The organism is Haloferax volcanii DS2 (assembly GCF_000025685.1).
GTDB classification, from domain to species: Archaea; Halobacteriota; Halobacteria; order Halobacteriales; family Haloferacaceae; genus Haloferax; species Haloferax volcanii.
Window position 1 is genome coordinate 20769 of the sequence record NC_013964.1, and the last position, 13135, is coordinate 33903.

Annotated in this window: 10 protein-coding genes; 8 read left to right on the forward strand and 2 right to left on the reverse strand. The window is 65.8% G+C overall.

Features of this window, described 5'->3' with window-relative positions:
• The first annotated feature begins 119 nt into the window (after positions 1–119).
• From HVO_RS00095 to HVO_RS00110, 4 genes are read left to right on the forward strand one after another with little or no spacing between them, the layout of a single operon-like run.
• Positions 120–1988, forward strand: a complete 1869-nt coding sequence (locus HVO_RS00095) for an ABC transporter substrate-binding protein (protein ID WP_004041133.1) — start codon at positions 120–122, stop codon at positions 1986–1988.
• Positions 1989–2039: 51 nt separating this feature from the next.
• A complete protein-coding gene (locus HVO_RS00100; protein ID WP_049914703.1) occupies positions 2040–3035 on the forward strand; it encodes an ABC transporter permease in 996 nt (331 codons plus the stop codon).
• On the forward strand, positions 3032–3952 hold the full coding sequence (locus HVO_RS00105; RefSeq protein ID WP_004041131.1) for an ABC transporter permease: 921 nt from the start codon (positions 3032–3034) through the stop codon (positions 3950–3952). The genes HVO_RS00100 and HVO_RS00105 overlap by 4 nt, the downstream gene beginning before the upstream one ends.
• Positions 3949–6066 carry a dipeptide ABC transporter ATP-binding protein gene (locus tag HVO_RS00110; protein ID WP_004041130.1) on the forward strand — a complete coding sequence of 706 codons (2118 nt, stop codon included), beginning with the start codon at positions 3949–3951 and terminating at the stop codon, positions 6064–6066. Before HVO_RS00105 ends, HVO_RS00110 begins: the two co-directional genes overlap by 4 nt.
• 385 nt (positions 6067–6451) lie before the next feature.
• Here HVO_RS00110 and HVO_RS00115 read toward each other — a convergent pair whose 3' ends face one another.
• Positions 6452–7492, reverse strand: a complete 1041-nt coding sequence (locus HVO_RS00115) for a zinc-dependent alcohol dehydrogenase (RefSeq protein WP_004041129.1) — start codon at positions 7490–7492, stop codon at positions 6452–6454.
• Positions 7493–7590: 98 nt separating this feature from the next.
• Between HVO_RS00115 and HVO_RS00120 the strand changes: the two genes are divergently transcribed.
• The 4 genes from HVO_RS00120 (at position 7591) to HVO_RS00135 (ending at position 12226) form a co-directional block, all read left to right on the forward strand.
• Entirely contained in the window at positions 7591–8364 is a 774-nt protein-coding gene (locus HVO_RS00120) for an SDR family NAD(P)-dependent oxidoreductase (RefSeq protein WP_004041128.1), read from the forward strand.
• A gap of 785 nt (positions 8365–9149) precedes the next feature.
• On the forward strand, positions 9150–10019 hold the full coding sequence (locus tag HVO_RS00125; RefSeq protein ID WP_004061785.1) for a fumarylacetoacetate hydrolase family protein: 870 nt from the start codon (positions 9150–9152) through the stop codon (positions 10017–10019).
• The gene (locus HVO_RS00130; RefSeq protein WP_004041126.1) at positions 10016–11188 is read left to right on the forward strand and encodes a D-xylose 1-dehydrogenase; all 1173 of its coding nucleotides are present in this window, start codon (positions 10016–10018) and stop codon (positions 11186–11188) included. Before HVO_RS00125 ends, HVO_RS00130 begins: the two co-directional genes overlap by 4 nt.
• Positions 11189–11248: 60 nt before the next feature.
• Complete coding sequence (locus HVO_RS00135) at positions 11249–12226, forward strand: D-xylose 1-dehydrogenase (RefSeq protein ID WP_004041125.1); 978 nt, start codon at positions 11249–11251, stop codon at positions 12224–12226.
• A gap of 24 nt (positions 12227–12250) precedes the next feature.
• Here the strand turns inward: HVO_RS00135 and xacC are convergent, their stop codons facing one another.
• Positions 12251–13126: a pentonolactonase XacC gene (gene xacC / locus HVO_RS00140; RefSeq protein ID WP_004041124.1), complete on the reverse strand. Its 876-nt coding sequence runs from the start codon at positions 13124–13126 to the stop codon at positions 12251–12253.
• Positions 13127–13135 lie beyond the last annotated feature (9 nt).

The window sequence follows — 13135 nt, forward strand, 5'->3', positions numbered from 1 at the left end:
CGGGGCGTATCGGGAACAGCACCATGGAAGATACTCCATAACAGGCTGTCGCAATGTCGGAGAAAAATCGTGATAGTTCGGGTGTCGAACGTGGAACTGGCCTTACGCGACGCGACTACGTGGCGGCGACTGCGACCGCCCTCGGCGTGACCGGACTCGCCGGGTGTACCGGTGGCGGCGGGAGCGGGAACGGCGGGACTGACGGCGGGTCGAGCCTCACTCCCGACGTTCCTTCTGGAACCCCGGAGACGGTCGAGACGAAGTACTGGCGCGAGTGGGAGACCATCGACGCCGACGAACCGCCGCTCGACTACAGCGCGACCGCGGGTGCGGTGTTGGACCCCGTCCCGCTCGAATTTTCGAGCGAGGACGACCCGTGGATGCGGGAACACGCGCTCATGGTCCAGCGTGGGCTCGACGCCCTCGGCGTCAAGACGCAACTCAACGATCGACCGCTGAACCAACTGTACGCCCAGAGTTGGGACACGAAGGGGCTCGAAGCGATCATCTCGATGAGTACCCACGGTCCGGACCCGCAACGCGGGCTGGACCCGAACCCGCTTTTGATGCGGCGGAGCGAGACGAGCCTCTCGAACTACGACAACTACTACCACCCCGACCTGCAGGAGGTGCTGACGGAACAGAGTCAGACGACCGACCGACCCGAGCGCGAGGAGCTCGTCGCCGAGGCGCAGCGCATCTTCAGCGAGGACGTGGGCGCGCTCATTACGCTGTTCCCCGATATCATCACCGCGGTCAACACGGAGCGCTGGAGCGGCTACGTCCAGACGCCGGGCAACGGGCCGACGAAGGACTCGTTCGTCTGGTCGGAGGTGAACCTGCAACCCCAGACCGACGACCGGACCTACATCAAGGGCGTGACCACCTCGATGAACTCGCTGAACCTCCCGTGGGCCGCCGGCGGCGCGGAGGCGAAGCGGCTGACGTTCATCTACGACGGCCTCTTCGACGCCACGCCGGACCTCGAAGTCGTCCCCGCGCTGGCGACCGGCGGCGGGTTCGTCGACGACACCACCGTCGAACTCACTCTTCGCGAGGGCGTCGAGTGGCACGACGGCGAGCCGTTCACCGCGGAGGACGTGAAGTTCACCGTCGAACTGTACAAGGAACACTCCTCGACCAGTCAGACGCCGTTCTACGAGCCGGTCGAGTCGGTCGAGGTGCTCGGCGACCACGAGGTTCGGTTCAATCTGAAGGGCCCCGACGCGGCGTTCATGACCCAGCGCGTCGTTCGCAGCGTCATCATCCCCAAGCACAAGTGGGAGGACGTGGAGAACCCGTCTCAGCACAACCCCGAGTCGCCCGTCGGCACGGGGCCGTTCACGTACGAGAACTGGGAGCTGGGTACTCGCTTCGAGGTGTCGAAAAACGAGGGTCACTGGATGTTCGACGACGACTGGCGGGCAGACGTGCTCGGCGACCAGGCCACGACCGGCGAGGGCGTCGACCGCGTCATCTGGATAAACGTCGGCAACATCGACTCCATGATCGGCTCGCTGCAGGGCGGCGAAATCGACGCCATCGGCACGACGCTCTCGAACTCGCAGGCCGACCGCGCCGCGAGCACCGCCGGCGTCGAGAAGATGACCTCGGGCAACTTCGCGCCGCTCGACACGAAGCTGATGTTCTCCTGTCCGCTCGTTCGCGACAAGGAGTTCCGCGTCGCTCTCGCCAAGTCGATAGATACCGAGGGCTTCGCTGCCGACGTGCTGCAGGACCGCGCGACCGTCCCGAGCGGGGAGAACCCGATTTCGGACCTCACGCCGTGGCACACGTCGGATACCACCCACTACGAGTTCGACATCGACGGGGCGAAATCGCTCCTCGAACAGGCCGGCTACACGCGGGACGACGACGGCAACCTCCGGTTCCCCAACGGGGACGCGTGGGCCGCCTTCGTCGAGCGTATTCAGCCCGGGAACATGCACAAGCGCCGCGACGAGCTCGGACAGGCGGACTTCTCGTGAGGTGACACGCATGTCGAACACTACTCACTCGTGGCGTTGGGGGGTCCGACCGTGAGCGAGTTCCAGCGGTTTCTCGCAAAGCGGCTCGCCATCTCCATCGTGCTCACCCTCGTGGCCGTCTCGGTCATCTTCGTCGTCTTGCGGTTGCTCCCGGGGAGTCCGTTCGAATCCCTCGTCACCGCGGGCAACTTGAGCCAGCAGCAAATCACCGAGATTCGAGCGATGTACGGCCTCGACCAGCCGATGTGGCGGCAGTACCTCAGCTACCTCCAGAGCATCCTGCTGTTTCAGTTCGGCTACTCCATCCTGCGGAGCCAGCCCGTCTGGGGGGTACTGGCCCCGCGGCTCGTCAACACGCTCATCCTGCTCGTCCCCGCGTTAGTGACGACGGCGGTCCTGAGTTCCCTGCTCGGGATGTACGTCGGCTGGAACCGCGGGAGCAAACTGGAGAAGCTCAGCATCATCGCCACGACGTTCCTCCGGTCGACGCCGGTGTTCATCACGGGCATCCTGTTCGTCATCATCTTCGCGTACAACCTCGAACTGGTGCCCGCATTCGGGATGCGCTCTATCAGCGCCTCGCCGGAGGGCTACGTCGAGACGTTCGCCTCGTTCGACTTCCTGCACCACTACATCCTGCCGTTTACGGTGTCGGTGCTGTACTACAGCGGCGATTTCCTGCTGTTGGCGCGCAACGGCGTCGTCGAAAAGCGGGGGTCGGAGTTCCTCAAGCTCCACCGCGCGAAGGGGCTCTCGGAGATGCAGCAGCTCGCGCGGGCGGGTCGGAACTCCATGCTGCCGATTCTGACCTACTTCGCGCTGCGTCTCGGGATGATTTTCCAGGGACTCATCCTGCTCGAAGTCGTCTTCGGCTGGCCCGGCATCGGCCGCGAACTCGTGCTCGCCATCCAACAGCAGGACTACCCGCTGGTGCAGGCCGCCGTCTTCATCATGGCGCTCGCGGTCATCGTGGCGAACCTCGTCGCCGACGTGCTGTACGCCTACTTCGACCCGACCGTCTCGACCAGCGGAGGTGGTGCCGCGTGAGCACCGAGACGAAGCCCGAAGCCGAACTGAAAAAGCGCGTCGAGGGGGTCGCGGAGACGCTCCGCGACCAGTTCACGTTCCTGCGACGTGACCGCCTCGCGTTCGCCGGCGTCCTCATCGTCGCGGCGTTCGTCTTCCTCGGCCTCCTCGGCCCCGCGCTCGCCCCGCACGACCCCATCGAGCACACCGTCCGCGACGACGCCGGCTCGATGCTGCGGCTGTCCGAACCGACCGGCGCGGCCCCGTTCGGGACGACCGCCTACGGGAAAGACGTCCTGAGCCAGTTCCTCGCCGGCGCGCAACCGACGTTCATCGTCGGCCTGTTCGGCGGCATCGGGACCGGTGCGCTCGGCTTTCTCGTGGGGCTCGTCAGCGGGTACTACGGCGGCTGGGTCGACGAGGTTCTCATGCGTCTCACGGACCTCACGTTCTCGCTGCCGTTCACGCCGATGGCGCTGTTACTCCTGACGTTCGTGACGCCGAGCGTCTGGCTCATGACGGGTATCATCGTCGCGTTCCTCTGGAAGATGCCCGCCCGCGTCGTCCGCTCCGAGGTCCTCTCCGTCAGAGAGCGCACCTTCGTGAAGTCGGCGCGCGCCAGCGGCGCGAGCGACTTGCGGACGATGCTCTACCACGTCGCGCCGAACGTGCTCCCCATCGGCTTTCTCTACACGGCCTACGGCATCGCGTGGGCCATCGCCGCGCAGGCCAGCCTGGCGTTCCTCGGATTCGGCGACCCGACCGTCACGAGTTGGGGCCGGATGCTCCGACAGGTGTTCGAATCGGGCAACATGCGCGTCGCTTGGTGGTGGGTGCTCCCGCCCGCACTCGGCATCGCGGCCATCACCACCTCGGTGTTCCTCATCGGCCGCGCCTACGAAGAAGTCATCAACCCGGAGATTCAGACCGAACAATGAGCCTCCTCGATATCACAGACCTCACGGTCACGTACTCGACCGACAGCGGAACCGTCCACGCCGTCAACGACGTGTCGTTCAGCATCGACGAGGGCGTCAACTACGGCCTCGCCGGCGAATCCGGCTCGGGGAAATCGACGCTCGCCGAGGCGGTTCTCGGTCTCCTCCCCAGCAACGGCTCCGTCGAATCCGGCAGCATCGAATTCCAGGGCCGGGACCTGACCGGCCTCAGCGAGCGCGAGCGTCGCGACGTGCTCTGGGAGGACATCGCCTACATCCCCCAGAGCGCGATGGACTCGCTCGACCCGGTGATGTCCACCGGCGCGCAGATTCGGCAGGCGATTCAGACCCACCGGAACGTCACCGACGACAAGGCGCGTTCGCGGGTCCGAGAGCTGTTCGAAATCGTCGGACTCGACCCCGACCGAATCGACGACTACCCCCACGAGTTCTCCGGGGGGATGCGCCAGCGCGTGACCATCGCCATGGCGCTCGCGCTCGAACCGGACCTCATCATCGCCGACGAGCCGACCACGGGGCTCGACGTCATCGTTCAGGACAAGATTATCGACAAGATTCTGGAGATACAGGACCGGATGGACAGCTCGTTGCTGCTCATCACCCACGAAATCGGCGTCATCGCCGAGACGTGCGACGAGCTTTCGATACTCTACGGCGGGAAGGTCATGGAACAGGGAAGCGTCGACAACGTCCTCGTGAACCCCACGAACCCGTACACGATGGGGTTGAAGAACTCCTTCCCGGAGATAGAAGAGGGCGGCCAGGACCCCGTCTCGATTCCGGGGTCGCCGCCGAACCTGAGCGAGGCACCCGGCGCGTGCGTCTTCAAGGACCGGTGTCCCTTCGCGACCGAGGAGTGCGAGGCGTCCCATCCGGACCTCGTCGACCTGCCGAACCGTAACCACCGCTCGGCGTGCCACCACGTCACCAAAGCCGCCCAGATGCGGTGCGATGCCACCGACCCGGAGACGTGGGGCATCCCCGACAGTCACGACGAATCGGACCGCGGCGAGGTGCTCCTCGAAACCGACGGTCTCGAGAAGTACTACGAGCAGAGCCAGCCGCTCTTGGAGCAACTCAGGGGGAACGACCCGAACTACGTCCGCGCCGTCGACGGCGTTTCCCTGCGCGTCCGGCGGTCCGAAATCCTCGGCATCGCCGGCGAGTCCGGCTGTGGGAAGTCGACGCTCGGCGAGACCATCGCGCTCCTGAAACAGCCGACCGGCGGCGAGTTCGTCTTCGACGGCGAGCCTTACGAGCACTACGTGGACGGGAACATGCGCGAGTTCCGCCGGAAGGTTCAGATAATATTCCAGGACCCCTTCGACTCGCTCAACCCGAGACAGACGGTTCGGCAGTTGGTCGGCGAACCGCTCACTATCCACGACTACCGGACCGACGAGCGCGAACGGGCCATCATCGAGACGTTGGAGAAAGTCGGGCTCACGCCCGCGCGGAAGTTCCTCGACCAGTACCCGCACCAGCTATCGGGGGGCCAACGTCAGCGCGTCGCGGTGGCCAAGGCGCTCGTTCTCGACCCCGACTTCCTCATCTGCGACGAGCCGGCGTCGATGCTCGACGTGTCGCTGAAGGTGAACCTGCTGAACCTCCTGCGCGAACTCGCGGACACGGAGGACATCGGTATCGTCTACATCTCTCACGACCTCGCCAGTCTGGTACAGGTGTCGGACCGACTCGCCATTATGTACCTCGGGCGGGTCATCGAGGAGGGCGACGTCGAATCCATCGCGGCCGAGCCGAAACACCCGTACACCACTTCGCTCCTCGCGGCCGCCCCCGAGAAGGACCCGACGGTCGACCGCGACCGCGTTCTGCTCGACGGCGAGCCACCGAATCCGGTCGACCTCCCGTCGGGCTGCGTCTTCGCTCCGCGGTGCCCGAAGGCGGAAGACGAGTGCCGGGAGAGCGAGCCCGGACTCGATACCGTCCGAAGCGGCGAGTACCGCGCCGCATGCTACTTCCCGGACGGGGAGACCCCCGCCGCAGACGACCTCGCCGACGACCGCTCGGACTCTCAATACGGGGACTCTGAGTTCTCGCCGCCGGCCAGCGGCGACTCGGCCAGCGACTGACGCCGCCCTTCGACTCTCCTCGCTTCGTCTCCTTAGCGACCTCCCAGTAGCTCCGTGTCCCGATTCGAGGTTCGGCTGACGCATTAGAATTGCATAAACCAAACAATATTATAAGGAAGAATATTAGAATAATTTTCAAATTATTGAATCTATTTACTTATATTTGTTTCTTCTGTGTGTTTACTTCTGTGAATATATCTCAGATGTCCAAATAAAACCGGAAAATTCTGTTAATATCTATCCTATATAGTCAAAATGGGTATAAAAAGCTGACTTCAGCTATATTGCGGGGTTCCGTGGTTGATATATCTATTTACGCCGGATGTAATATTGTGTTTAAATTGATTTACTATTATCCGGTCTGGGTTGCGGTCGACCGCTCTCCCTACGCCAACTCCGAGATATCGAACACCGGCTTGCACGTCCCGCCTTCGATGAACGTCTCGAAGGCTTCGTCGGCTTCGAACAGCGAAAACCGGGTGTCGACGAACGTCTCGCAGTCCACGTCGCCGTCGCGAATCAGTCGGAAGGAGCGCTCGAAGTCCTCGTACATCGAGGCGTACGAACACTGGAGGTCGATTTCGGCCCGAACGAGCGGGGAGTAGGGCATCGACGTCTCGCCGGTCTGGCCGACGAGGACGATTTGGCCGCCCTTGCGGACCTCGTCGACGGCCGTCGTGAGCCCCGAGGGGTGGCCGGTCGTGTCGAACACCACGTCGTAGCCGACGCCGCCGGTGTGGCGCTCGCGGCGCGCCTCGGTGTCGTCGTCGGCGACGTTGACCGTCTCGAAGCCGAGTTCCTCCGCGAGCGGGAGGCGATAGTCGGCGTCCTGTCCCACGCCGGAGACGACGACGGTGCCGCCCTGCGCGCCCGCGACTTGGGCCGTGAGCAGACCGATTGGCCCGGGGCCTTCGACCAACACGCGGTCGCCCGCGCCGACCCGGGAGTTCTCGATGACGGCGCGCGCGGCGATGCTCGTCGGCTCCGCGACCGCGGCGTGCTGCTGTTTCACGTCGTCGGGAATCGGGTGGAGGGCGCGCTCCGGGACGGCGATGAACCGCTCGTACGCGCCGTCGTGGTCGACGCCGGTGATGACCGCGTCCTGGCAGACGTTCTCCTCGCCGATGCGACACTGATAACACTCGCCGCAGCCGCGAATCGGTCGTTCGACCACGCGGTCGCCGACGCCGAACTCCGTCACGCCGTCGCCGACTTCGACCACGCGACCGGCGTACTCGTGGCCGATGACCGTCGGGAGGTCCATCCGCTCGAAGGCGGATTCGAACTCGTAGATTCCCGCGTCGCTCCCGCAGAGGCCGGCGTAGTCGACCTCTACGAGCACCTCTCCGGCACCCGGTTTCGGTTTCTGTCGCTCGACGAACTCCATAGCGCCGGAGCTACGCTCTACTTTGGCAAGTCCTCGCATGAGAGCACATGTGGCACGGGTCGGTAAAAACGTATTGCATGCGGCACTCCCGTCGCGCGTTCCGCAACTATCATGTCGGCACCGTGCGGACTGAGACCATGGTCGCATACGAGCACACGCCAGTCTCCGTCAGTGACAAGCGCGTCGTCGTCGTCGGCGGGACGAGCGGTATCGGTCAGGCAATCGCCCTCGGATTCGCCAGCGAGGGCGCGGACGTCCTCGCAACCAGCCGACGCGAGTCGGCGGTCGACGAGACGGCCGACGCCATCGAGGAACTGGGAGCGAACGCGGTTCGGGAGACCTGCGACGTGACGGACCCGGCCTCGCTCGAACGCGTCCGCGAGCGCGCCGTCGAGGAGTTCGGCGGCGTCGACGTGGTCGTCGCCTCGCAGGGCGCGATATCCCGCGAGACGGTCCGCGACATCGACGACGACGCGTGGGACCACGTCACCGACATCGCGCTCGGGGGCGTCCGCCGCGTGACGCAGGAGCTGGCCCCGGCCGTCGCCGACGGCGGGTCGATTATCAACATCTCCTCGTTGGCCGCGCGGCTCTCGATGGCGAACCTCCCCGCCTACTCGGCGGCGAAGGGCGGCGTCGAGGCGTTCACCCGCGCGTCCGCGAAGGAACTTGCCCCCGAGATACGCGTCAACGCCATCGCACCGGGCTTCGTCATCACGCCGCAGAACGCCGACACCTACGCCGAAGGGACCGAAAAGCGCGAGCGAATCGACGAGCGAACGCCGCTCGGCAGAGTCGCGGAACGGGAGGAAATCGTCGGCGCGGCGGTCTTCCTCGCGAGCGACGCGTCTTCGTTCGTGACTGGTGAGGTCGTCACCGTCGACGGCGGGTTCGCGGACAGCGCGTTCTAACCCCGTCTTTCGTCTCCCGTCTCCCGTCTCTCGTCTCCCGTTTCGCCATCGACGCGCTCTCGTGAGCGCGCGCTAGCCCCTCCCGACGGGAGTTTCGATGTCGCTTCCGACAGGTTTGCCGCCGGCAGACGCCGGAGACTGCTGGACAATCGTTCTGTAATAGGGAACGAAGGGCGAGGCCGAGTGACTCGTCCCCCGCGTTCGCTCTTGCTCCGGACTCTCGGGAACCCCGCCCCCCTTCTCGGCGTCGGCCACCCGAATTACAAGCGTATGTGTGTAATCTAAAACCGGCGCACCGCACGTCGCGTGGGCTGTTCCCGGACTCTCTCGTTCGTGCGTGCTGTGATTGCATTCTGTGATAGAAAACGGCAGTGTCTGGCGAACTCTCGGCCCACTCGTTCCTGATTATCGGCCGAGACGAGCCGTAATAATCGACTTGTCTCTCTCGGTGGTCGTTTTCGACGACACCGGTGTGGGTCGTCAGTCCGCGCTCGTGGGCTCCGACACGGCCGTCTCGTCGCCGCGTTGCCGATTCGACCCGCCGACTCGGCGTGTTCTGTTACTGGGAATTCGTGTGTCTCTCTACGTCACACGCGTCGGGCTCGTGTCGCCTCTTCTGCCTGTCATCTCGCGCTCGTCGGCGCTCGTCGTCAACGGACGAGCGAACTACACCCGGCCGGGAGTTCGAGACCGAACCCGCCGACGTCTCGGGGTTTTCTGCATTGCCCCGCGCCGCCCATACCGGGACGTACTTTTATTACAATCGCTGGTAATGAGGATACTGAATGCATTACCACCAGCTAGCGGTGTCGGGAGAGCGTCGTCTCACGGCAAGCCGCGACTCCACGACGTACGACCTCACGAGCGCCGACGCGGACCTTCGGACGTTCGGTGACTTGGCTCGGGTGGCGAGTATCGCCCGGACCTCGGTCGACCGACTCGCCGCCGAACTGACCGAGGACGCCGACGTGGTCGACGACGCGTTCGTCGACCGGCACGCGACGGTTCCCGTCGACGCCGAGGAAATCTGGGCCGCGGGCGTCACCTACCAGATAAGCGAGCAAGCGCGCGAGGAGGAGAGTTCCATGCCCGATATGTACTTCGACGTGTACGACGCCGACCGGCCGGAGGTTTTCTTCAAGGCCACGCCGTCTCGGACCGTCGAACCGGGCGACGCCATCGGCGTCAGAGGCGACTCCGAATGGGACGTGCCGGAGCCCGAACTGGGTATCGTGCTTCGCCGGGGGGAAATCGTCGGCTACACCGTCGGCAACGACGTGAGTAGTCGGTCGATAGAGGGCGAAAACCCGCTGTATCTCCCACAGGCGAAAGTGTACGACCGCTGTTGTTCCATCGGCCCGTGTGTGGTGACGCCCGAAGACGTGGAGGACCCCCACGAGTTGGAGATGAGCATGACTATCGAGCGCGACGGCGAAGTCATCTACGACGACGCCACGAACACCAGCGAGATGGTCCGCAGCTGCGACGAACTCGTGTCGTACTTCACGCGACACAACACGGTGCCCGAACTGGCGGTCATCCTGACGGGCACGTCGCTCGTCCCCGAACAGCCGTTCGACCTTCAAGAGGGTGACCACGTCGACATCACTATCGAGGGTATCGGAACCCTCTCGAACTCCGTCACCACCGTATGAGCCCCGCCCCCACCGACATCGTCGAGGAGTTCACGCGCCGCGACTGGCAGGGAGACGACGTGACGGGCACCGTGCGGGTCGCCATGATCGGCCTCGGCTGGTGGACCCGCGACGAGGCGATTCCCGCGGTCGAGGCGTCCGAGTTCTGCGAGACGACGGTCGTCGTCAGCAGTTCGAAGGAGAAAGCCGAGGGCGCGACGGCGTTGACCGAGTCGATAACCCACGGCCTCACCTACGACGAGTTCCACGAGGGGGTCGCCGCCGACGCCTACGACGCGGTGTACGTCGTCACGCCGAACGGTCTGCATCTCCCGTACGTCGAGACCGCCGCCGAGTTGGGGAAGGCGGTCCTCTGCGAGAAACCGCTGGAAGCGTCGGTCGAGCGGGCCGAAAAGCTCGTCGCCGCCTGCGACCGCGCCGACGTGCCCCTGATGGTCGCCTATCGGATGCAGACCGAGCCGGCCGTCCGGCGCGCCCGCGAACTCGTCGAGGCCGGCGTCATCGGCGAGCCGGTGTTCGTCCACGGCCACATGTCCCAGCGCCTGCTCGACGAGGTCGTCCCCGACCCCGACCAGTGGCGGCTCGACCCCGAACTCTCCGGCGGCGCGACCGTCATGGACATCGGGCTCTACCCGCTGAACACCGCCCGGTTCGTCCTCGACGCCGACCCCGTCCGCGTCAGGGCGACCGCCCGCGTCGACGACGAGGCGTTCGAGGCCGTCGGCGACGAGCACGTCAGTTTCGGCGTCGACTTCGACGACGGCACGCTCGCGGTCTGCACCGCCAGCCAGTCGGCTTACCAGTTGAGCCACCTCCGGGTGACCGGCACCGAGGGCGAACTCGAAATCGAGCCCGCGTTCTACAACCGCCAAAAGCGGGGATTCCGACTGTCGTGGGGGGACCAGTCCGCCGACTACGACTTCGAGCAGGTAAACCAGATGACGGAGGAGTTCGACTACTTCGCGTCCCGGCTCCTGTCGGATTCCGACCCCGCGCCCGACGGCGACCACGCGCTCGTGGACATGCGCGCGATGGACGCGATTTACGCCGCGGCGGAGCGCGGGACCGATGTCGCCGTCGACGCCGCCGACTCCGATTCCGCCGACTCCGATTCCGCCGACGCTGCCGCCGCCAACCACGACGCCGACCCCGATTCCGACGGGACGTAGGACTCGATTCGGCGCGTCGTCGCCCGCAGTTTTATTATCGGGTTTCCCGCAGTTCCCCGCATGATGTTCGGCATCCTCGGCACGGCAGGCATCGGCGTCAAATCGGTCATCCCCGCGGTGCAGGCGAGCGAGCACGAGGCGGCCGCCATCGCGTCCCGCGACGAGGCGCGAGCGAGCGCCGTCGCCGACGAACTCGGCATCCCCACCGCCTACGGCAGCTACGAGGCGCTGTTGGCCGACGACTCCCTCGACGCGGTTTACATCCCGCTCCCCAACGGCCTCCACGCCGACTGGGTTCGCGCGGCCGCCGACCGCGGGCTGCACGTCCTCTGCGAGAAGCCGCTGACCGCCAGCGCCGACGAGACGGCCGCCGTCTTCGACTACTGCGAGGACGCGGGCGTCACGTTGATGGAGGCGTTCATGTACCGCTTCCACCCGCTGACCGAGCGGGCCGCGGAACTCGTCGCGTCTGAGCTCGGCGCGGTCGTCTCTGTCACGTCGAACTTCTCGTTCCGCCTGCCCGACGGGGCCGACGACATCCGCATCGACCCCGACCTCGCCGGCGGGAGCGTCATGGACGTGGGCTGCTACGCCGTCAGCGCGGCGCGACTCTTCCTCGGGACGCCCGACCGGGTGTACGCGACCACGACCGACACGCGCGACTGCGGCGTCGACACCCGGATGTCGGGCGTCTTGGAGTACGACTCCGGCGCGACCGCCCGCGTCGAATCGTCGTTCGACACGCCCGAGACGCAGTACTACCGCGTCCAGACCACCGACGGCCGGCTGGAGGCGAACCCCGCGTTCAACGTCGACCCGACGGCCGCGGCCGAACTCACTTACGCGACCGACGGCCGCGTCGTCACGGAGACGTTCGACCCGACAGACAGCTACCGCCGCGAGGTCGAGGCGTTCGCCCGCGCCGTCGAGACCGGCGAGACGCCGCGCGTCGACCGCGAGGAATCCGTGTCGGTCATGCGGACCATCGACGCGATTTACGAGAGCGCCGAGACCGGGGCCGCAGTCGAGCTGGACTGACCGCCCGCCGCTGTCCGTTTCGACTCACCCCAACCGAACGTCGGAGCGGAACTCGGGCCGCCCGGTCGCCGCCACGTCGAGGCGGAACAGCGCGCCCGCAGCGTCGCCGGTGCTCTCGTCGCCCTCGCCAGCGCTCCCGTCCCCGTCGCCGCCGGCGGTCGTCACGTAGAGCGAATCGAGGTCCGGCCCGCCGAAGGCGACGCTCGTCACCTTCTCCGTCGGCACGTCGAACCGGCCGAGTTCGGTGCCGTCGGCGTCGTACTCGACCACACAGCCGCCCTCCCAGCGGGCCGACCAGATGTGCCCCGCCGAATCGACCGTCATCCCGTCCGGTAGCCCCGGCGTCTCCGGCGATTCGACGAACCGCTCGCGGGCCGAGACGGCTCCCGTCTCTTCGTCGTAGGCGTACCGATAGACGGTGCGCGCCTCGGTTTCCGTGAAGTAGAATCGCTCGCGGTCGCGGGTGAATCCCATCCCGTTGGGGATTCCGACGCCGGTTTCGACCGTCGTCACCGTTCCGTCGGTGTCGAGGCGGAACAGCCGCCCGCCCGCCGTATCTGACGGCATCGTCCCGCAGAACACCCGCCCGGCGGGGTCGGCGATGACGTCGTTGAACCGGGTCGGTGAGTCGACGATTCGCGCGCTTTCCCGGCGGTCGCCGTCGACGACGCGCCCGACGCGACCGCGGTCCATGAACGCTAGGAGCGACCCGTCGCGCTGTATCGTCACGCCGGCGATGACCGACGTTTCGACCGGACAGTCGTGCGCTCCGGTCTCGGGGTCGTAGCGGTGGAGTCGCCCGGATTCGATGTCTACCCAGTACAGCCGCTTCTCGTCGGGGTGCCAGACCGGTCCCTCGCCGAGTCGGCACGACGTGTCGACCACTCTCGTGACGGTCATGAGCAACCG